The 19,307-nt window shown below is 65.9% G+C and carries 18 protein-coding genes; 5 read left to right on the top strand and 13 right to left on the bottom strand.

Annotated features, from left to right (window positions below; genetic code table 11):
- Positions 1-106: 106 nt before the first annotated feature.
- The 10 genes from iscX to efp form a co-directional block, all read right to left on the bottom strand.
- On the bottom strand, positions 107-307 hold the full coding sequence (gene iscX / locus CFK21_RS06040) for a Fe-S cluster assembly protein IscX (RefSeq protein ID WP_096367517.1): 201 nt from the start codon (positions 305-307) through the stop codon (positions 107-109).
- 86 nt (positions 308-393) lie between these two features.
- On the bottom strand, positions 394-885 hold the full coding sequence (locus tag CFK21_RS06035; RefSeq protein ID WP_096365725.1) for a Fe-S cluster assembly transcription factor: 492 nt from the start codon (positions 883-885) through the stop codon (positions 394-396).
- Positions 886-951: 66 nt separating this feature from the next.
- A complete protein-coding gene (cysE, locus tag CFK21_RS06030) occupies positions 952-1,779 on the bottom strand; it encodes a serine O-acetyltransferase (protein WP_096365723.1) in 828 nt (275 codons plus the stop codon).
- Positions 1,780-1,851: 72 nt separating this feature from the next.
- Positions 1,852-2,592: a tRNA (cytosine(32)/uridine(32)-2'-O)-methyltransferase TrmJ gene (gene trmJ / locus CFK21_RS06025; RefSeq protein WP_096365721.1), complete on the bottom strand. Its 741-nt coding sequence runs from the start codon at positions 2,590-2,592 to the stop codon at positions 1,852-1,854.
- On the bottom strand, positions 2,585-3,214 hold the full coding sequence (locus tag CFK21_RS06020; RefSeq protein ID WP_096365719.1) for an ABC-type transport auxiliary lipoprotein family protein: 630 nt from the start codon (positions 3,212-3,214) through the stop codon (positions 2,585-2,587). Before CFK21_RS06020 ends, trmJ begins: the two co-directional genes overlap by 8 nt.
- Complete coding sequence (locus CFK21_RS06015; protein WP_096365717.1) at positions 3,211-4,143, bottom strand: MlaD family protein; 933 nt, start codon at positions 4,141-4,143, stop codon at positions 3,211-3,213. The genes CFK21_RS06020 and CFK21_RS06015 overlap by 4 nt, the downstream gene beginning before the upstream one ends.
- 11 nt (positions 4,144-4,154) lie before the next feature.
- Positions 4,155-4,928: an ABC transporter ATP-binding protein gene (locus tag CFK21_RS06010; protein WP_096365715.1), complete on the bottom strand. Its 774-nt coding sequence runs from the start codon at positions 4,926-4,928 to the stop codon at positions 4,155-4,157.
- Positions 4,928-6,055: an ABC transporter permease gene (locus CFK21_RS06005; RefSeq protein WP_096365713.1), complete on the bottom strand. Its 1,128-nt coding sequence runs from the start codon at positions 6,053-6,055 to the stop codon at positions 4,928-4,930. Before CFK21_RS06005 ends, CFK21_RS06010 begins: the two co-directional genes overlap by 1 nt.
- A gap of 329 nt (positions 6,056-6,384) precedes the next feature.
- A complete protein-coding gene (epmA, locus tag CFK21_RS06000; protein WP_096365711.1) occupies positions 6,385-7,353 on the bottom strand; it encodes an EF-P lysine aminoacylase EpmA in 969 nt (322 codons plus the stop codon).
- A gap of 217 nt (positions 7,354-7,570) precedes the next feature.
- Positions 7,571-8,140 (bottom strand): elongation factor P, encoded by a 570-nt coding sequence (gene efp / locus CFK21_RS05995; RefSeq protein WP_096365709.1) that lies wholly within the window; start codon positions 8,138-8,140, stop codon positions 7,571-7,573.
- A gap of 34 nt (positions 8,141-8,174) precedes the next feature.
- On the opposite strand from efp, the gene epmB reads away from it, so the two are divergent.
- Both epmB and CFK21_RS05985 read left to right on the top strand, forming a co-directional pair.
- Positions 8,175-9,188 carry an EF-P beta-lysylation protein EpmB gene (gene epmB / locus CFK21_RS05990; protein ID WP_096365707.1) on the top strand — a complete coding sequence of 338 codons (1,014 nt, stop codon included), beginning with the start codon at positions 8,175-8,177 and terminating at the stop codon, positions 9,186-9,188.
- Between the two features lie 155 nt (positions 9,189-9,343).
- Positions 9,344-11,143, top strand: a complete 1,800-nt coding sequence (locus CFK21_RS05985; protein WP_096365705.1) for a hypothetical protein — start codon at positions 9,344-9,346, stop codon at positions 11,141-11,143.
- A gap of 142 nt (positions 11,144-11,285) precedes the next feature.
- Here CFK21_RS05985 and CFK21_RS05980 read toward each other — a convergent pair whose 3' ends face one another.
- A complete protein-coding gene (locus CFK21_RS05980; RefSeq protein ID WP_096365703.1) occupies positions 11,286-11,807 on the bottom strand; it encodes a GNAT family N-acetyltransferase in 522 nt (173 codons plus the stop codon).
- Between the two features lie 191 nt (positions 11,808-11,998).
- Here CFK21_RS05980 and CFK21_RS05975 point away from each other — a divergent pair, with 191 nt between their 5' ends.
- On the top strand, positions 11,999-14,089 hold the full coding sequence (locus tag CFK21_RS05975; RefSeq protein WP_096365701.1) for an EAL domain-containing protein: 2,091 nt from the start codon (positions 11,999-12,001) through the stop codon (positions 14,087-14,089).
- Positions 14,090-14,337: 248 nt separating this feature from the next.
- Here CFK21_RS05975 and CFK21_RS05970 read toward each other — a convergent pair whose 3' ends face one another.
- A complete protein-coding gene (locus CFK21_RS05970) occupies positions 14,338-15,585 on the bottom strand; it encodes a DUF1015 domain-containing protein (protein WP_096365699.1) in 1,248 nt (415 codons plus the stop codon).
- Between the two features lie 80 nt (positions 15,586-15,665).
- Positions 15,666-16,553 (bottom strand): protease HtpX, encoded by an 888-nt coding sequence (htpX, locus tag CFK21_RS05965; RefSeq protein WP_096365697.1) that lies wholly within the window; start codon positions 16,551-16,553, stop codon positions 15,666-15,668.
- A 163-nt stretch (positions 16,554-16,716) separates the two neighbouring features.
- On the opposite strand from htpX, the gene CFK21_RS05960 reads away from it, so the two are divergent.
- On the top strand, positions 16,717-18,252 hold the full coding sequence (locus CFK21_RS05960) for an adenylate/guanylate cyclase domain-containing protein (RefSeq protein ID WP_096365695.1): 1,536 nt from the start codon (positions 16,717-16,719) through the stop codon (positions 18,250-18,252).
- Positions 18,249-19,304, top strand: a complete 1,056-nt coding sequence (locus tag CFK21_RS05955) for a tetratricopeptide repeat protein (RefSeq protein WP_096365693.1) — start codon at positions 18,249-18,251, stop codon at positions 19,302-19,304. Before CFK21_RS05960 ends, CFK21_RS05955 begins: the two co-directional genes overlap by 4 nt.
- Positions 19,305-19,307 lie beyond the last annotated feature (3 nt).

Genomic DNA, 19,307 nt, shown 5'->3' with positions numbered 1-19,307 from the left:
AAGTAACGGATTGATTTTCGCTGGATAATATAACATAAACCCGCGTGGTGACGCGGGTTTGACCGGAAAGGGATACAGTTTACCCAAATCCCCGTGTCACGGGCAATCAGACCGACTCCTCGATCCAGGCCAGCTGGATCGCCTCCAGCGCCTTCTCCCCGCCCTGCCCCGGGTCGTCATCGAACTCGGACAGCTCCAGTATCCACTGGCGCAGTTCAACGAAGTTCACATACTTGGGATCCGCCTCCGGATGCGCCTGGTTCAGCGCGGCCGCAATCGCCAGCGAATCCGTCCACTTCAGCCCCATGTCCATGGTACCTTTTCCCGGCTAGGTGGTTGGGGTATACAGGGATTCCGTGGCGCAGACAAGCCCGCACCGCGCCACGCGTCGGCTCAGGCGCGGATCGGGTCGAAATGGACAGGAATGTCGCCGTTATGGCGCTGCTGAGCCTCGAGTTCCTGGCGTTCGGCAACCTCGAGCACACCACCATTGCGCATCAACTCGCCCAGGGTAATCCGGTCAAGGAAGGTGCGGATCTGGCTGCTCAACTCCATCCACAATTCATGGGTCAGACAGCGCTGATCATTGTGGCAGTTGGCCAGGCCGCCGCAGCGGGTGGTATCGACATTCTCGTCCACCGCCAGGATGACGGCCGAGACGGGGATGTCGTCGGAATCGCGGCTGAGCGAATAGCCGCCGCCGGGTCCGCGGGTGCTGACCACCAGATTCTGCTTGCGCAGGCGGGTGAACAGCTGCTCCAGGTAGGACAGCGAAATACCCTGGCGCTCGGAGATCTCGGCCAGCTTGACCGGGCCCTGGCCGGCATGCAGCGCCAGGTCCAGCATGGCGGTGACGGCATAGCGGCCCTTGGTCGTCAGTTTCATGGCATCGGTCCCTCTGGTCTCTGGGTAAGGGTAATCTTATAACTATCCCATATCCTACTGTTTTTATCAAGTATTCTTCCCCGATCCGGGGCCTTCCTCCGGGGAATCGTCCTGGGGTTCGCTCGGCTCGAGTTCCCGTACCGGGGAAGCGGTCTTGATCTCGCAGGAACCCAGTTCCGGCAACTGCAGATCCGCCACCTCCATACCCAGGCTTTTCAGGCCCTTGCAGACCTCCTCCAGACGCTGATCCATGACGTGGACGTGATCGAGCATGGCGTTGATGGCCGAAGCGACGGGGTCCGGCATGTCCTTGGTCAGGCCGTAGGCATCGAAGCCCATCTTCCTGGCAATGGCGGCCTGGCTCTCGCTGGGCGCGACCCGCTGCTCCACCACCCGTCCCGGCACGCCGACCACCGTGGCCAGGTCGTGGATGTCCTTGAGTACCACCGAGTTGGAACCGATGCGTACGCCGTTGCCGATGCGGATCGGGCCCAGCACCTTGGCCCCGGCGCCGATGACGACATTGTTGCCCAGGCTGGGATGACGCTTGCCCTTGTCCCAGCTGGTGCCGCCCAGGGTCACGCCGTGATAGAGGGTGCAGTCGTCGCCGATCTCGGCGGTTTCGCCGATCACCACGCCCATGCCGTGGTCGATGAAGAAGCGGCGACCGATGACCGCGGCCGGGTGGATCTCGATCCCGGTGAACCAGCGGGTCAGACCCGAGAGCCAGCGCGCGAACCACTTCAGGCCCCGTTTCCACAGGGCATGATTCAGGCGGTGCATGAGCACGGCATGCACGCCCGGATAGGTGGTCAGGATCTCGAAGACATTGCGCGCGGCCGGGTCGCGGTCGAATACGCAGCGGATGTCCTCGCGCAGCTGTTCAAGGGACATGATTCAGATCCGGTCCGTGTCGATATAACCGGCATTGTACCTGCCGGAACGGCGGGGTGACAGCGCAGGGCCTCAGGAACCGGTACCGGTCTTGTCGAGCGCTTTGGCCTGAGCCGCGCTGAGGATACCGCGGAGGATGTTGACCTCGTTTCTGTCCGGCCGGGCACGTGTGAACAGCCGCCGCAGCCGGCGCATCATCTGTCCCGGCTGCTCGGGACTGATGAACTCGAGTTCATACAGAGTCTGCTCCAGGTGCGCGAACAGGCCTTCCATCTCCCGCGCCGTGGCCGGCGGATGCTCCGGGGTCTGCTGCGCCTGCACCGCACTGCCCAACCACTGCGTACGCAGTTCATAGCTCAGGACCTGTACCGCCTGGGCCAGGTTGAGCGAGGCGTAGTCGGGATTGGCGGGGATGTTCACCAGGGCATGACACAGATCCAGTTCCTCGTTGGTCAAGCCACTGCGCTCGCGGCCGAACACCAGCGCCACCGTTCCCTGCCCGGCCTCGGCCAGGGCCCGGGCGGCGCAGGCGCGCGGCTCCAGCAGCGGCCAGCGGATGGCACGCAGACGCGCGCTGGTGCCGACCACCCAGACGGCATCGGCCACCGCCTGGTCGAGCGTCGCCACCACCTGCGCCCCGGACAATACATCCTCGGCGCCCGAGGCGAGCGCGCTGGCCTCGGGATCGGGGAAGGCCGCAGGCGCGACCAGCCACAGATCGCTCAGCCCCATGGTCTTCATGGCCCGCGCCGCCGCGCCGATATTGCCCGGGTGCGAGGTATTGACCAGAACGATACGAATGCGCTCAAGCATCGTCCGGCACTACCTCGTTCAAACGCGCGCGGATACGTTCGAACAGCGCATTGACCGCTGTGCCGGCCGCCGCCGCACCGCCCTGCGGCGAGTCATCCGGCGCCGGGACCTCGGCCTCCATCAGTTCCTGCAGCCGCACCCGGCGTTCGCCCAGATCCACCAGGGTCAGGCGCAGCCGCACCCGGTAGCGGCTGGGCGTGACGGTGAAGTCCTGGACGAATTCCAGTACCTCGATGTCCAGTCGCTGATCGGCGGCGGCCGGCGTGGTACCGTCCACCACGTGCGCATAGGGGCCTTCCCGGGTGAAACGCTCCAGCAGCAGGGCATGCAGCAGCTGCGACGGCGGATCGGCCCAGCGGCTGCGGGCATAGAAATCCAGCTGTCCGGGCTGCCGGCGATAGGTCATGCGGGCGCTGTCCAGCCCGGCGCGCATGCGCGGCGGCGGCAGCAGCAGGGTCAGCGGCGCACGCGCCTGTGCCGGGAGGGCGTCGGCCGGGGCCGCCTCCAGGGTGTAATGATCGTAGGCAACCGGTGTGCGGGGTTCGGGCAGTACGGAGCAGCCGGCCAGCCACAGGGCCGTGAGCAGTGCAGTCCATACGCCTGTCCTGGCCAGCGCGTTCATTGTCCCTCCTCCCCCGGTCCGAGTGGCCGTGCGGGTTCGCCGTAGAGCAGCCGGCTCGGGTCCTGCTCCAGGTCCCCGACCAGCCGCCGCATGTCGCCCGACAGGCCGTGCAGTTCCTGCATCAGCTGCTGAAACTGCGGCAGCAGCTGATCGGTGACCTGGCCCAGGCCCTGGCCGCCGGCCTCGACCTGACGGCGCAGCGCCTGGCTGGTGGCGGTGAAATCCTCCGCCATGCCTTCCAGCGAACGGCTGCCGGCCTGCAGCCGCTCGAGCAGCGGCGGCAGCGCCTCGCCGGCCTCGGCCGCGGCCTCGAAGAAGCGCGCCGCGTCCCGGCTGCCCCGGGCCAGGGTCTCGCGCTGCGCGGCCAGGGACTCGCTCAGCAGCGCCATATTCTCCAGGGTCACGGCGAAGGCCTCCCGGTTGTCGGCATCCAGCAGTGCATGCAGATCCCTCGCCACCCGGTTCAGGTTGTCGGCCAGTTCCGAGAGCGTGTTGTCCAGGCGCGAGAACAGCGAGGGGCCGGTATCGATCACCGGATACTCCTGACCCGGCGCGGCGGTGAGCAGCGGCGAGGAGACCTTGCCCCCGGCCAGTTCCACCGAGGCGATGCCGGTCAGGCCCTGCACCTTGAGCGTGGCGAGGGTATCGATACGGATCGGGATCTCGCTTTCGATGTCGACGGTCACGATCACCCGTTCGGGGTCGGTGGGATCCAGTTTCAACGCCCGCACCTTACCGACCTCCACTCCGTGATAACGCACCGGCGCATCCCGGTACAGCCCGGAGACGGATTCGGTCATGTGGATCTGATAGGTGCGATAGTCGGTGGTGATGTCGCCGAAGGCCAGCCACAGGCTCAGCCCGACGCCCGCCGCGCTGAGCACGATGACGAACAGCCCTACCAGAACATACTGTACCCGCGTCTCCATCCGGGAATGCCCTAACCCCTGTCTGCGCGGGCGCGGCCGGCGCGCGCGCCCTCGAAATACTGGCGCACCGCAGGATGCTCCACCGCGGCCAGTTCCGCCATCGGCCCCACCGCCACGATGCGCCTGTCCCCCAGTACCGCCACCCGGTCGGCCACCTGCCACAGGCTGTCGGGGTCGTGGGTGATCATCACCACCGTCAGTCCCAGCCATTGTTTCAACTGCAGCAGCAGGACGTCAAAGCCGTCGGCACTGCTCGGATCCAGACCCGACGTGGGCTCGTCCAGAAACAGCAGTTCCGGATCCAGCGCCATCGCCCGGGCCAATCCGGCACGCTTGATCATGCCGCCGCTGAGTTCGGCAGGATAGCGGTGCGCCGCCTCGGCAGGCAGCCCGACCTGGCGCAGCTTGAGGTAGGCCAGCTGGTCGATGAAGGCCGGATCGAAATCCGTGTGCTCGCGCAGCGGCACCCCGATATTCTGCAGCAGGGTCAGGCTGCTGAACAGGGCGCCGTGCTGGAACAGCACCCCGAAGCGCCGCCGCAGGGCCTGGCGCTCGCGCTCCCTGGCGCGCAGCACGTCCACGCCCAGCATGCGGATGCGCCCGGCACTGGGCCGGTGCAGCATGATCATTTCCTGCAGCAGGGTGGTCTTGCCGCTGCCGCTGCCGCCGACCAGCGCCAGCACCTCGCCCCGGCGCACGTCCAGATCCAGCCCTGCATGCACGACGAAGTCGTTGAAGCGCGTCTCCACCTGCCGCAGTTCAATGACGGTGTCAGACCCGGACATCAGATATTGAGCCAGCTGAACAGGATGGAGAACCAGGCATCGGCCACGATCACCAGGAAGATCGACTGCACCACCGACAGGGTGGTGTGATGGCCCACGCTGGCCGCGCTGCCGGCCACCTTGAAGCCCTGGAAGCAGCCGACCAGCACCACGATCAGGGCGAACACCGGCGCCTTGCCCAGACCCAGCAGGAAGGAACGCAGGGTCACGGCCTCATTGAGGCGGTCGAGGAAGGGCACGAAGCCCAGCCCCAGCTGCAGCTTGGCCATCACCATGCCGCCCAGCACCCCCATCACGTCGGCGAACACCGACAGCAGCGGCAACGCCAGGCACAGGGAAATCACCTTGGGCAGAACCAGGAGCTCGAACGGCGAGATGCCGATGGTGCGCAATGCGGCCACTTCCTCGGTGACCTGCATGGTGCCGATCTGGGCGGTATAGGCGGAACCGGTGCGTCCGGCGACGATGATGGCCGCCAGCAGCGGCGCCAGTTCACGCAGCATGGACAGGCCCACCAGGTCGGCAACATAGATGTTGGCACCGTAGAGGCGCAGCTGTACCGCGCCCTGGTAGGCGATGACCACACCCATGAGAAAGGACAGCAGGCCGACGATCCCGAGCGCGCGCATGCCCGCGTTTTCCATATCTGCCAGCACCGCCTTCCAGCGGATGCGCCAGGGCCGGGCCAGCGCCTGCAGCAGGACCAGGAAGGTCTCGCCGGCGAAGGACAGCAGTTCGAACAATTCCTGCAGGGCATCGAGACTGGATTTGCCGATGCGGTGCAGGCCGCGCAGGGGTTTTGGCGGGGCGGGCACCGGCGGCTCGGCCAGTTCCTCCAGACGGGTCAGCAGGTCGAGGTGATGGTCTGCAAAGCCGGCGGTCACGACCCGGCAGCCCTGGTTGCGCCAGCGTTCGAGCAGCGAATGCAGCAGCCAGGCGCCGGCGGTGTCCATGGCCAGGATGGCCTCGCCCTGCAACATCAGCCTGCCCGAGCCGGGAGCGGCCCGCCGCTCCAGTTCCCGGCTCAGGCGATCGACGCCGTCCACGGTCCAGCGGCCGTGACAGCGCCAGGTCCCGGCATCGACCTGTTCCAGGCCGGCGGCGTCGGAGTCGGGGGCGGCGTGCATGCGGGCAAGTCTACTCAATTTGCGGGTGAGGCGTCAGGAGTGAGGAGAATACCGGACCCTGGCTGTCACCCCCCTCCACCCGTCATTCCCGCGCAGGCGGGACAAAAGCGCAGAGCGCGTTGAACGCCGGTATGCCGGCCCTTTATGCCCTTCAGGGTAGTAGGGCGAGCGCAGCGGGTAATCCAGAATCCGCCGCGGTCACTGGATCCCCGCCTGCGCGGGGATGACGGAGAAGCAGAACCGGCTGCAGCGGGGTCCGGGAGCCACAGCCCCACGCCGGGTCAGGCAGTACCGTCCCCTTCCATAACACTCCTCGACCCCCTCACACCTCACGCCCGCCCCCACGGAAACGCCAGCACCGCGTCGATCTCATCCACGCCCGCGGCCCGCATCAGCAGCCGGTCCAGCCCGACCGCCACGCCGGCACAGTCGGGCAGGCCCTGATCCAGCGCAGCCAGCAGATGCTCATCCAGCGGCACCGGCGCCAGGCCCTGGCTGACGCGCGCGGCGTTGCCGGCCTCGAAACGGCGGCGTTGCTCAACGGCGTCGCTCAGTTCATGGAAGCCGTTGGCGATCTCCACCCCGTCCAGATACAGCTCGAAACGCTCCGCCACCGGCGGCGAGCCGGGGCGGACGCGCGCCAGTGCGGCCTGGCTGGCCGGGTAGTCGTACAGGAACACCGCCGGCGGCAGACGCGGCTCGATCACCTGGGTGAGCAGCAGATCACGCCAGGGGTCGGGGTCATCGGCCGGCATGGCCTCGGGCACCGGCACGGCGTGCTCAGCGAGCACCCGCTGCAGCGGCGCGATGGCATCATCCAGTCCGTCGATGCCGGCATACTGCAGAAAGGCCTCGCGGTAACTCAGCCGCTGCACCGGCGGCAACTGCCCGAACAGCCGCTGCAGCAGCAGCTCCAACTCGTCCATCAGCGCCGCGGCATCGAAACCCACCCGGTACCATTCCAGCAGGGTGAATTCCGGGTTATGGCGCCGGCCGCGCTCATCGGCCCGGAACACCCTGCAGATCTGGTAGATCGAGCCCGAGCCGGCGGCCAGCAGCCGCTTCATGGGGAATTCCGGCGAGGTGTGCAGGTAAGCCGGCACCGCCTCCGGCCGCGAGACCGGATGCACGGCAAAGCTCTCTAACTGGGGAGTGGGCAGACCGGCATGCGACAGCAGCGGCGTCTCGACCTCCAGCACGTCGCGTTCGGCGAAGAAGTCGCGGATGCGGGTGAGCAGCTTCGCCCGCAGGCGCAGCAGGTCCAGGCCGGCGGCGGGCTGCCAGGGGCTCTCGTTCATTGATGCTGCCGGGTCAAACCCCGGAAAACCCTGTCAGCGCAAAGCTACCTGTCATTGCGAGGCGCGCAGCGCCGCGGCACAAGCGAGCCTGCGAGCGCAGAACGCCCGCAGGACGGCCCCGAAGGGGTGAGCGTAGCGAATAATCCCCAACCGGCTGATGCCAAATCACGAGATTGCCGCGCTGCGCTCGCAATGACAGGATCTCATCAGAGTTTCCCTATTCCTTGGCGCGGGAGATGTATTCACCGCTGCGGGTATCGACCTTGAGCAGATCGCCCACGTCCACGAACAGCGGCACCTGCACCACCGCACCGGTCTCCAGGGTGGCCGGCTTGGTCGCGCCGGTGGCGGTATCGCCGCGCACGCCGGGATCGGTCTCGGTGACCTGGAGGGTGACGTGGTTGGGCGGAGTCACCGAGATCGGCTCGCCGTTCCACAGGGTGACCACGCACACGTCCTGTTCCTTGAGCCAGTTCTTCGCATCACTGACGGAGGATTCGGAGGCACCGACCTGCTCGAAGCTGTTGGGGTCCATGAAATACCAGAATTCGCCGTCGCTGTAGAGGTACTGCATGTCCACGTCCAGCACGTCCGCCGCCTCCAGGCTCTCGCCGGACTTGAAGGTCTTCTCCCACACCCGGCCGGTCTTGAGGTTGCGCAGTCTGGTACGATTGAACGCCTGCCCCTTGCCGGGCTTGACGAACTCGTTTTCAATGATGGTGCAGGGATCGCCGTCCAGCATGACCTTCAGGCCGCGCTTGAACTCGTTGGTGCTGTAACTCGCCATAGGAACCTTCCACTTCCAATCCGGACCGGAAATCATGAATAAACCGGCGCGTATCATACCGCGAACCCCCCAGCCAAAGCACGCCCGCGACTGGCAGCAGGCGCTGGCGGCGGCGGTGGACGGCCCCGCCGAACTCGACCGGCGGCTCGGGCTTGAGCCGCGCCCCGCCGCCGGGGCCGCCCGGGACTTCCGGGTCCGGGTGCCCGAGGCCTTCCTGGCCCGTATCCGTCCCGGCGATCCGGACGACCCGCTGCTGCGTCAGGTCTTCCCCGACCCGCATGAGGACGAGCCCCGGCCCGGCTACTCCACCGACCCGCTGGCCGAGCAGCAGGCCATGGCCGTGCCGGGGCTGCTGCAGAAATACCCGGGCCGGGCCCTGCTCACCCTGACCGGCGCCTGCGCCATCCACTGCCGCTACTGCTTCCGCCGCCATTTCCCCTACGCCGAGGCCAGCCCGCGCGGCGCCCGCTGGCAGGCAGTGCTGGACTACCTGCGGGCACATCCGGACGTCGAGGAAATCATTCTCAGCGGCGGCGATCCCCTCACCCTCAGCGACGCGCGGCTGGCCGCCTGCGTCGCCGACCTGGAAGGCGTAGCGCAGCTGCAGCGCCTGCGCCTGCATACCCGCACCCCGGTCGTGCTGCCCGAACGGGTGACGCCGGCACTGCTGGACTGGCTCAGCGGCACCCGCCTGCAGACCCTGGTGGTGGTGCACGTCAACCATGCCAATGAACTGGACGCGGCCGCCCGCTCCGCCCTGGCGGCACTGCGCGGGACCGGCGCCCAACTGCTCAACCAGGCGGTATTGCTGGCCGGGGTGAACGATTCGGTGCAGGCACTGGAACAACTCGGCAAGGCCCTGCTGGCCGCTGGGGTGCTCCCCTACTATCTGCACCAGCTCGACCCGGTCCAGGGCGCGGCACACTTCGCCGTCAGCGATGCCCGGGCGCGGGAACTGCTCGCCGCGCTGCAGGCGCGGACCTCAGGTTACCTGGTGCCGCGGCTGGTGCGCGAGGTCCCCGGGGCGGCCGGCAAGACCCCGCTGTGACGGCCCCGCCGGCCACCGGCACAGATGGCATTTCCCCTTCGTTGGGAAATGACATATTATTTTTCTAAACAGATGCTTGGCATAGGCGCGCCGCTTCAGGAACCGGGGGTGCCGCCGACAACAATAACCAGGCCAGCCGAGAAGAGAAGGGAGCCATGCAACCGCACCTGCCCACGCGTACGCCGCCGGGAGCCACCAGTTTCGATACCCGCCCTGCCCAACTCGAGCACTGGATCAACCAGCTGCCGATCCTCAATACCGGGGAGACGACCCGCCAGCTGTTCTCCGCGCTGATCGAAATGAACCAACTCGACATCGGCGCCCAGCAGCGGTTCCGGGCACTGGAGTTGCTGCGCCCGAGCATCATCAACGTGCTGCTGGCCATGCAGAAACACTATGTGGGGCAGCCGCTGCCGCTGGCGGACAAGGGGCGCAAGATCCTCGAGCTGAGCGAGGCCCTGCTCAACCAGCTGGCCACCGGATACCGCATCTGTGTCGCCGACGAGGATGCCAGGAGCGTCCTGCGCAAGGACAAGAAGCTGCTCACCACCGCCATCCACCGGGCCCTGAGTGCGTTGAGCGAGTCTCTGCTGCGCGCCTACCTGGTCTATGCCCCCTGTCCGTCCGGGCTCTGGCGTACCGTCCATCAGCTCTACACCCTGGCCGAGGAACGCTCGCTGGTTCACGCCCCGGTGCGGCTGGATGATGACGAGGCGGTCGCCGATACCATCAGCGGCGCTTACAAGCAGCTGCTGCTGCTTGCCCTCACCTCGCCCTACCGGCTGCGCCAGGGCGAGGTCGGCGCCATCTACGCGGTCCTGCGCCAGTGGGCCGAACATGTCAGCCTGGAGGACTACGTCCAGCCCAGGAGTCCGGATCAGATCTTCATCACCAGCCTGGACAGCGACGACCCGCCCACCTATCTGGTGCTCCGGCACCAGAACTACCATCGCCGCAACTGCCGGCTGCTGGATACCGCGGAACTGGCCGAGGTCACCCGGGCGGAACTGGACGCGCTGCAACAGAACGGCGCACGCAGCACCAGTCTGCAGGCCGGGACGCTCCGACGGCTGATGCTCGCCTGGGGCGTGATGCCAAAGCGCCGTTACAGTCGCAGCGAGCAGGGGTCGAAGGCCAGGGTCGCCATCGGGCTGAGCGCGGTACACCACTTCATCAGCGGCGGCGAGAATTTCGATGCCGGCACCGGCGGGCTGGAGGAACGGGCCCGGTTTACCGCCAGCGAGCCCGTCAGACAGCGCGATGAAGCACCCGACGTGTGGGATCTGCGTGCCACCCAGCGCTGGCAGACCGATGAATTCACGGTCCGCATGTTCGAACTGGCCGAGGATGCAGATGAGCCGACAGCAGACGCACCCGAACCCACCGCGGCCGACACCGAAGCCGCATACAGCACCCATGTCTGGCGCCTGGTCAATGCCAGCGCCGGCGGCTATTGCCTGCTGTGGGACAGCCGCGACAGTACCGATGCCCAGGTCGGTGAGTTGATCGGAATCCACGAGACCGTTGACGATGACACCGATCCCGCTCAGCTGGCCCTGGGCATCATCCGCTGGATGAAATGCCCCCCGGGCAAGGGGGCCGAACTGGGCGTGCAGATGCTCTCGCCCGGGGCCGTGAGCGTGGCCACCCGGGTCATCCGCGCGGGCCGGGAGATGCACTTCATGCGCAGCCTGCTGCTGCCCGAGATCCGGCAGATCAACCAGCCCGCCAGCCTGATCACCCCCACCCTGCCCTACCAGGCCGGGGATCAGGTCGAACTCAATTCCCACGGCAGACTGGTGCGGGTGAAGCTGAACAAGCTGCTGGAGAACACCGGCTCCTTCTGCCAGTTCCAGTTCACCGCCCTGGAAGACAGCGAACGCGCAACCGAACCCGACCCGGAGCATACGACCATGTCGCCGGCCGATTTCGAGTCATTGTGGAAGGAAATCTAAGGACCTCTGATTTATTCGTCATTGCGAGCGAAGCGTGGCAATCTCGCACTTCAGAATCAATCGGTTGGAGATTGCCACGTCACTTCGTTCCTCGCAATGACGAGCATTATTTGGCTTAACTTAAGTGCCATTCATTCCTGAATTAATAAATCGCTTCGAATACCGCCGGATAGACCACCCGGCCGCCGCCGGCGAGCGCTCCCGACACCAGTTCCATGGCGGTAACGGCATCCTCCGGGACCGGCAGGTTGGTGCTGATGCTGAATTCGCTGCCGGGCTTGAAACCGAAGCGTTCGTAATAGTCGGGCCGGCCGGCGATGACAATGGCGGTATAGCGCATGTCGCGGGCGCGGTTGACGGCGGCCTGCATCAGGGCCACGCCGATGCCGCGATGAGACTGCGACGGGACCACCGACATCGGGCCCAGCACCAGCACCGACTTGCGCCCACCCTCGCCTTCCAGCGCGGCCTTGGACAGCAGCAGGTGACCGACAATGCGGCCGTTGATCTCGGCCACCAGCGACAGATCGCGGATGAAATCCGGTGACCTGCGCACGGCGTCGACCAGCTGTGCCTCGGCATCGCCCTCGAAGGCGCTGAGGTTGACGACATCGATGGCCTTGACGTCTTCAGGGCTTTCCGCGCGGACGATGACTTCTTCCATCCGAATCACTCCCCTTGTTCTCGCTTGTCCTGCCTCTACCTTAGCACGCCGCCGCCGGCAGGGGCATCCATTGGCCGCAGAAATGCCGCACCGCCGGCGGTCAAGAGAATTCACATTCCTGCCGATAAGGGGTAGCTTAGTAGGTGGCCGCCCGGGCCATATTGCCAACGGACTGACCTGCCGGAGGGAGCGTGACTGGCAACGAAGATGTACTGCGCCTGATCATTATCGAGGAATCCCAGAACGACGCCGAGGCCATTGCCAATATCCTGCGCAATGCCGGCCACGTTGTGCGCTACCACTATGCGGACAGCCTCGAGGCCACAGCCGAGGGGCTGGAACAGCAGCTGCCGGACCTGATCATCCTGGCCCAGGCCCAGGAGGCGGTCACGATGAACGGCCTGCGGGAACTGCTGGACCAGCACTGCCCGGAGACCCCTGTCATCTTCATCGGCGACACCGCCGAGGAGACCCAGATCATCGCCGCGCTGGAGACCGGCGCGGCCGACCTGGTCACCTATGATCAGCCGGATCATCTGCGTCTGGTGGTGGCGCGTGAGCAGGCCAACCTGCTGATGCGGCGCGAGCTGCAGCACTTTCGCATCTGCCACGAGGAAAGCGAGAAGCGCTGCCGGTCACTGCTCGACAGCTCCCGCGACGCCATCGCCTATGTGCATGACGGCATGCATATCTACGCCAATCAGTCCTACCTGGAGATGTTCGGTTTCGATGACCTCGAGGAGATCGAGGGCCATCCCATCATGGACATGGTCGCCCCCGACGACACCACCCGCTTCAAGGAATTTCTGCGTAACTACAACAAACAGGAGCAGAAGGTCGACAACCTGGAAGTGCAGTGCATCAGCGTCCCGCGCGGCAATTTCAAGGCAGTGATGGAATTCTGCCAGGCCTCCATCGAAGGCGAGGTCTGCACCCAGATCGTGATCCGCGATCAGGCCAGCGGCGATCCGGAACTGGCGCAGAAACTGCAGTTTCTCAGCAAGCAGGACATCCTCACCGGCCTGTACAACCGCCAGTATTTTCTCGAGGAAGTCGAACTGGCCGCCTCCGACGCCCAGGCCGGCAGTGCGGAGTCCTACCTGTTGTATGTCCTGCTGGATAATTTCAAGGGCGTAAAGGACACGGTCGGCCTGGTCGGCAGCGACATCGTGATCAAGGACATCGCCGATCTGATCCGGGACAAGCTGGGCGAACAGGGCCTGGCCGCACGCTTCGGCGACAACTCCTTCACCCTGCTGCTGCGCCAGGGCGATCTCAACGCCGCCCAGGCGCTGGCCGAGGCCCTGCGTCACGCCATCGAGGAGCATATCTTCGACATCGAGGGACGTACCCTGACCATCACCTCGAGCATCGGCATCAGCCCGGTCACGGAAAATGTACCCGATGCCCACGAGGCGATCTCGCGTGCCGACCTGGCCTGCGAGGTGGCCCGTTCGGCCGGCGGCAACCGGGTGCACCTGCACAATCCGGTCACTGACGAGCAACTCGGGCGGGAACGCGAACAGCAGTGGAAACAGGCCATCATTGACGCGCTGGAGCAGAACCGTTTCAGCCTGATGTATCAGCCCATTGTCAGCCTGCAGGGCGATCCCGCCGAGCGCTACGAGATCCTGCTGCGCATGCGCGACGGCGACGGCGAAGAGGTCCCGCCGGGGCAGTTCCTGCCGGTGGCCCGGCAGACCGGCCAGATCGTCGATATCGACCGTTGGGTCATCGGGGAAGCGGTAACGCGGCTGGCCGAACGGCGGCGCGAGGGCCACGACACCATCTTCTTCGTCAAGCTCTCGGGGCCGACCCTGGAAGATCCGGAACTGCCCCTGTGGATCAATGAACAGCTCAAGAACGCCCACCTGCCGGGCTCGGCCATGGTGTTCGAGATCGCCGAGAAGGAGGCCGCCGACCATCTCAAGCATACCAAGGCCTTCACCAAGTCAATGGAAAGCATCCATTGCAAGACCTCGCTGGAGCATTTCGGCGGCGGCCCCAACTCCTTCCAGCTGCTCAAGCACCTGGCGGTGAATTTCCTCAAGATCGATGGCGCCTATATCCACAACCTGGCCTCGGACGAGAACAACCAGGCCATGGTCCGTTCCATCCTCGACATGGCCGCCTCGATGCAGAAGGAATGCATTGCCGAGTTCGTCGAGGACGCCAGCAGCCTGACCGTGCTGTTCCAGCTCGGCATCCCCTTCATCCAGGGCTACTTCCTGCAGGAGCCGCACCCGGGGATGGACTACGACTTCACCGAGGAGTCGATCTAGGTCCCCCTCGAGCCGGGTGAAGCTAACGCAGAGTGCGCAGGATGGGTGAAGCGCAGCGTAACCCATCGCTGTGGCGGCGGGTGATGGGTTACGGCGCTACGCGCCTTCACCCATCCTACTCGCTGCGTTAATGCCGCCTGCGTGACTAACGGCTCTCCAGTGACGTAGGTCGGGTTACCGCAGCGTAACCCGACGGACCGCGGCGGGTGTCGGGTTACGCCTTACAGGCTAACCCGACCTACAGCTGTCTAGCGGCTTTCCAGCAGATGCGACACCAGGCCGTCGGCCAGCTTGGGCTCGAACCAGGTGGACTTGGGCGGCATCACCTCACCGGCGTCGGCCACCGCCATCAGTTCGGACATCGGCGTGGGATACATGGAAAACGCCACCACCATCTCGCCGCTGTCCACCCGCTTCTGCAACCCGTCGAGGCCGCGGATGCCGCCGACGAAGTCGATGCGGGAATCGCGGCGCGGATCGGTGATGCCGAGCACGGGGTCGAGCAGGTTGTCGGCCAGCAGGCTGACGTCCAGACGCTTGACCGGATCATCCTTCGGAATCAGATCCTCGCGGATGTTCAGCCGGTACCATTTTCCGCCCAGGTACATGCCGAACTCGGCCGGACCCGCAGGCTTGACCGGCACCTCGCTGGGCGCGACCTCGAACGCCTTGCCCACCGTGTCCATGAACTCCTCGGGCGACTTGCCGTTGAGATCCTTCACCACCCGGTTGTAGTCGAAGATGGCCATCTGTTCGTGCGGGAAGATCACCGACAGGAAGTAGTTGTAGGGCTCCTCGCCGGTGTGGTTCGGGTTGGCCTCCCGGCGCGCGGCGGCCACGCGCGAGGCCGAGGCCGAGCGGTGGTGGCCGTCGGCGATGTAGAGGTTGGGCATGGCGTCGAAGCGCGCGGTGATGTCGTCGATGAGCTTCTGATCCCGCACTACCCACAGCTTGTGACCGATGCCGTCGTCGGCGACGATGTCGACATCCGGCGCGCCGCTGGCACCGGCTTCCAGCAGGGCGTCCACCTCGGCCTCGGAACGGTAGGCCAGCAGCACCGGACCGGTCTGCGCGTCCAGGGCGTCGATCTGGCGCACCCGGTCGTCCTCCTTGTCGGGGCGGGTGAACTCGTGCTTGCGGATGCGGTTGCTGTCGTAGTCCTCGACCGAGGCCACGGCGACCAGACCGGTCTGGGTATGATCGTCCATGTGCAGACGATAGATGTAGTAGCAGGGCTGCTCGTCCTGCACCAGCACGCCCTCCTGGCGCATGCGCTGGAAGTTCTCCGCGGCCTTGGCATAGACCTCGGGGGCGTAGGGGTTGGTGTCCTCGGGCAGGTCGATCTCGGGCTTGGAGATGTGCAGAAAGCTGTAGGGCCGGCCTTCGGCACGGCTGCGCGCCTCGGCGCTGTTGAGGACGTCATAGGGTGGGGCGCAGACATCGCCGGCGCGGCCATCGACGGGGCGCAGACCGGCAAAGGCTCGGATCAGACTCATTACGGCTTCCTTATGCTTGCTCGTGGAAGCCGCGTATTGTACTGGATCGGGCCGGGAGTTTCAGGCCCGGCCCCCGAAGCCTATTGCTGCGCGGCCTTGAGCGCGGCAATGCGCTCCTCCAGCGGCGGGTGCGACATGAACAGGCGCTTGAGCCCCTGGCCGATCTGCCCGGAGATGCCGAAGGCGGCCATCTGGTCCGGCAGGTGCGGCCGGTCCACGCTCTGGCGCAGCCGCTCCAGGGCGGCGATCATGGCGCCGCGCCCGGCCAGCTGTGCGCCGCCGGCATCGGCCCGGAACTCGCGCCGGCGCGAGAACCACATGACGATGGCGCTGGCGAGTATCCCCAACACGATCTCGGCGATGATGGCCGTGATCCAGAACGCCGGTCCATGGCCGCGTTCGACCTTAAATACCACCCGGTCGACCAGATGGCCGATCACCCGGGACAGGAAGATCACGAAGGTGTTGACCACGCCCTGGATCAGGGCCAGGGTGACCATGTCGCCATTGGCCACATGGCTCACCTCATGGGCCAGCACCGCCTCCGCCTCCTCCCGGCGCATGCCGCGCAGCAGCCCGGTACTGACCGCCACCAGCGAACTGCGTTTGCTGGGACCGGTGGCGAAGGCGTTGATATCCGGCGAGTCGTAGATGGCCACCTGGGGCATCGGAATGCCGGCCTGGCGGGCCTGGCGCTGGACGGTTTCCAGCAGCCACTGTTCGGTAGCGTCCCGCGGCCGCTCGATGACCTGCGCACCGGTCATATGGCGCGCCGTCCATTTCGAAATCATCAGCGAAATCAGCGACCCGCCAAACCCGATCACGGCGGAGAAGATCAGCAGGGCATTCAGGTCCAGCCCCACGCCCTGCTCGTCCAGGATGCGCTCCACGCCCAGCAGACGCAGGGTGATGCTGAGCACGACAATGATCGCCAGGTTGGTGGCAAGAAACAGAAAGACACGTTTCATCTGTGGGTTTCCTCAGCCGGTGACCGGCAACAAAAACAAACCTGCACAAAAATCCCAAGTATAATGGCGTTATAATTGCATCGATGCATACCGCGATGGCGTCTTCTCAATCGGGGCGCCCGCCGATATTTTCAAGTCAGACACGGGATTGCGCCAGTCGTTCATGTCCAGGAACCCGACAGACAAACAATCGCCTCAGCGCCCCCGGCGTCAGGGAGCCGTCGCCCGCGCCTGGCGCCGGCTGCGGCGTGCCCTGCCCAGCCACATCCCGATCGCCTACAAGCTCTCGTTCGTGATCTCCATCCTGATGGTGACCTGCATCGGCCTGCTGGCCAGTCTCGTGGTCCAGCACCAGAACCAGATCCTGCGCCAGCAGGTCGACGAACTGGGCCGGACCCTGGCCCACCAGTTCGCGCGCTCCGCCGCCGAGCCGCTGCTGGCCGACGACGCCCTGGCGCTGGATGTGCTGACCACCAACCTGATCCAGGATGACAATGTACTGGGCACTGCCATTCTCAGTTCCAAGGGCGAGATCCTGACCCAGGCCGGCATCACCCCCTTCGACCGGCCGGAGGACCAGACGGCCCCGGACCCCAACCGGCTGCGCGGCTATGAGTGGCAGAGCCGGGATGCCGGCCAGCCCCATCCCTACGATCTGGTGGCCTTCACCAGCGCGGTACAGGTGCAGGACGTGGTCGCCGGGCATGTGGTCATCACGCTCAACCGCACGCCCTGGGAACAGTCCCTGTTCACGGCCAACCAGCACATCATCCTGGCCAGCCTGATCGTGGTGCTGATCGGCTCGGTACTCACGGTCGCATTGAGTCGGCGCCTGTCCCAGCCCATCTATGACCTGATCCACGCCAGTCAGGCCCTGGACGAGGGGCTCTATCACCTGCGCTTCCCGGAACGGCGCAAGGACGAGTTGGGCAACCTGATGTCCTCCTTCAACCGCCTGGCCGAGGGCCTGCACCAGAAGAACCAGGTCGAGCGCACCCTGTCGCGCTACCTCTCGCCGCATGTGGCGCAGGAGATCCTGGCACGCGGCACCCGTCTCGGGGGTCAGCGCGTCGATGCCACCGTGCTGTTCGCCGACATCGTCGGTTTCACCGAGATGTCCGAGCGCATGGCACCCGAGGCCGTCGCCCAACTGCTCAACCAGTACTTCGCCCATATCTTCCGCGCCACCGACGCCAACCATGGCATGATCGACAAGTACATCGGCGACTGCGCCATGCTGGTGTTCGGCGTGCCCCAGTCCGATCCCGATCATGCCTTCAACGCCGTGGCCTGCGCGCTGATGATTCAGCGTCTGGTCGAACTGGAGAACCAGGCCCGCGCGCGCCGCAGTCAGCCGCCGGTACGCTTCCGGCTGGGTCTGAACAGCGGCGAGATGCTGGCCGGTAACATGGGCGCGGACGAACGCATGGAATACACCGTGGTCGGCGACAATGTCAATCTGGCCTCACGCCTGTCGACCTGCGCCGAAGCCGGCCAGGTGCTGGTCTCGGAATCGGTCTATGCACGCGACGAGGTGAAGAATCGCGTGACCGCCGAGCCGCACGAGGCGGTCAAGCTGCGCGGCATCTCGCGGCCTGTGATGACCTATCGGATTACCGGCCTGAAGCCGGAATACCGTGATGGCTTCGAGCGCCAGCTCGAGTTGCTCTGGCACCAGGGGCGGCTGCAGAGCGCATGAAGCGGACGTTGTCTCTAGTGGTACTGCTCGTCGTGCTGGCAGGCTGCAGCCTGACCCCGCCGCGGCAGACCGGCATTCTGGCCCCGGTGACCCGCGCGGCCGACGAATACGAACAGGCACGCGAGCGCTATGCCGATGACCCGGCCATTGTCGATCTCTACCGCGAGCGGCTGGTCGAACTGGCCCTGACCCTGGCCCAGCACCGGCGCCAGGAGGGCGAGTGGTATGCCGCCGAGCGCACCCTGCACCATGCCCTGGCCACCCTGCCCGGCCATGCCCGGCTCGAGCAGGCGCTGGAACAGACCAACCTGGCCCGCCAGGCCCGGCTGCAGCAGGTCCGGGATCAGGCCCTGGCCGCCGAGGCCGAATATCGACTGGCCCGACGCTCGACCCTGCAGGAACAGACACGGCTGCAGGAGCAGGATTACCTGCATGACTGGCGCGTCAACCGCAACGCCAGCCGCCTCGAAGCGCTGGCCGAGCCGCTGCACAACTGCGCTCGACGCAACCTGGAACGCAACGCCCTGCCCCTGGCCGAACGCTGCCTGGTGCTGGCCGAGCGCATCCGCGGCGAGGCCTTCGTGGAGGATACCCGCCAGGCCCTGCAGGCCCGTCTGACCCCGCCGGAACAATCAACCACGGTGGCCGGGTCCGAGCCCAGGCCCACGCCCCCGGCCAGGAACAACAATCGCAAGGCGAAGGAAGCCGAGTTGCGCGCCGGCCTGACCCAGGCGATGAACGCAGGCGACCTCAGCCACGCCCGCGCCATCACACACCAACTAATCGAACTCAAGGGCCAGACCCCACAGCTGCGCGACCTGCAACGCTCGCTGGACACCGCCATCCAGGTCCAGATCGACAGTCTGCACAAGCTGGCCAACGAACATTACCGCCTGCAGCGCTACCAGGAGGCCAAGTCCGCTTGGGAGGAAGTATTGAAACTCGACCCCGACGACCCTCAGGCCCGTGCCCTGATCGAGCGTGCCGACCGGGTTATCCAGAAGCTGGAATCCCTGCACCAGGAAGACGGCAACGGCCCCAATCCGCGCTAGCCT

This window comes from Thiohalobacter thiocyanaticus (assembly GCF_002356355.1).
Taxonomy (GTDB): Bacteria; Pseudomonadota; Gammaproteobacteria; order Thiohalobacterales; family Thiohalobacteraceae; genus Thiohalobacter; species Thiohalobacter thiocyanaticus_A.
This window is presented reverse-complemented; position numbering and strand designations above follow the sequence as displayed.

Bases quoted from the DNA above. Each gene is read 5' to 3' on its own strand.
- CFK21_RS06020 (WP_096365719.1), bottom strand. From the start codon at position 3,214: ATGAACGCGCTGGCCAGGACAGGCGTATGGACTGCACTGCTCACGGCC.
- efp (WP_096365709.1), bottom strand. From the start codon at position 8,140: ATGGCGAGTTACAGCACCAACGAGTTCAAGCGCGGCCTGAAGGTCATG.
- htpX (WP_096365697.1), bottom strand. From the start codon at position 16,553: ATGAAACGTGTCTTTCTGTTTCTTGCCACCAACCTGGCGATCATTGTC.
- CFK21_RS05970 (WP_096365699.1), bottom strand. From the start codon at position 15,585: ATGAGTCTGATCCGAGCCTTTGCCGGTCTGCGCCCCGTCGATGGCCGC.
- CFK21_RS05980 (WP_096365703.1), bottom strand. From the start codon at position 11,807: ATGGAAGAAGTCATCGTCCGCGCGGAAAGCCCTGAAGACGTCAAGGCC.
- iscX (WP_096367517.1), bottom strand. From the start codon at position 307: ATGGGGCTGAAGTGGACGGATTCGCTGGCGATTGCGGCCGCGCTGAAC.
- cysE (WP_096365723.1), bottom strand. From the start codon at position 1,779: ATGTCCCTTGAACAGCTGCGCGAGGACATCCGCTGCGTATTCGACCGC.
- CFK21_RS06035 (WP_096365725.1), bottom strand. From the start codon at position 885: ATGAAACTGACGACCAAGGGCCGCTATGCCGTCACCGCCATGCTGGAC.
- trmJ (WP_096365721.1), bottom strand. From the start codon at position 2,592: ATGCTTGAGCGCATTCGTATCGTTCTGGTCAATACCTCGCACCCGGGC.
- CFK21_RS05960 (WP_096365695.1), top strand. From the start codon at position 16,717: ATGTCCAGGAACCCGACAGACAAACAATCGCCTCAGCGCCCCCGGCGT.
- CFK21_RS06010 (WP_096365715.1), bottom strand. From the start codon at position 4,928: ATGTCCGGGTCTGACACCGTCATTGAACTGCGGCAGGTGGAGACGCGC.
- CFK21_RS05955 (WP_096365693.1), top strand. From the start codon at position 18,249: ATGAAGCGGACGTTGTCTCTAGTGGTACTGCTCGTCGTGCTGGCAGGC.
- CFK21_RS05985 (WP_096365705.1), top strand. From the start codon at position 9,344: ATGCAACCGCACCTGCCCACGCGTACGCCGCCGGGAGCCACCAGTTTC.
- epmB (WP_096365707.1), top strand. From the start codon at position 8,175: ATGAATAAACCGGCGCGTATCATACCGCGAACCCCCCAGCCAAAGCAC.
- CFK21_RS06005 (WP_096365713.1), bottom strand. From the start codon at position 6,055: ATGCACGCCGCCCCCGACTCCGACGCCGCCGGCCTGGAACAGGTCGAT.
- CFK21_RS06015 (WP_096365717.1), bottom strand. From the start codon at position 4,143: ATGGAGACGCGGGTACAGTATGTTCTGGTAGGGCTGTTCGTCATCGTG.
- epmA (WP_096365711.1), bottom strand. From the start codon at position 7,353: ATGAACGAGAGCCCCTGGCAGCCCGCCGCCGGCCTGGACCTGCTGCGC.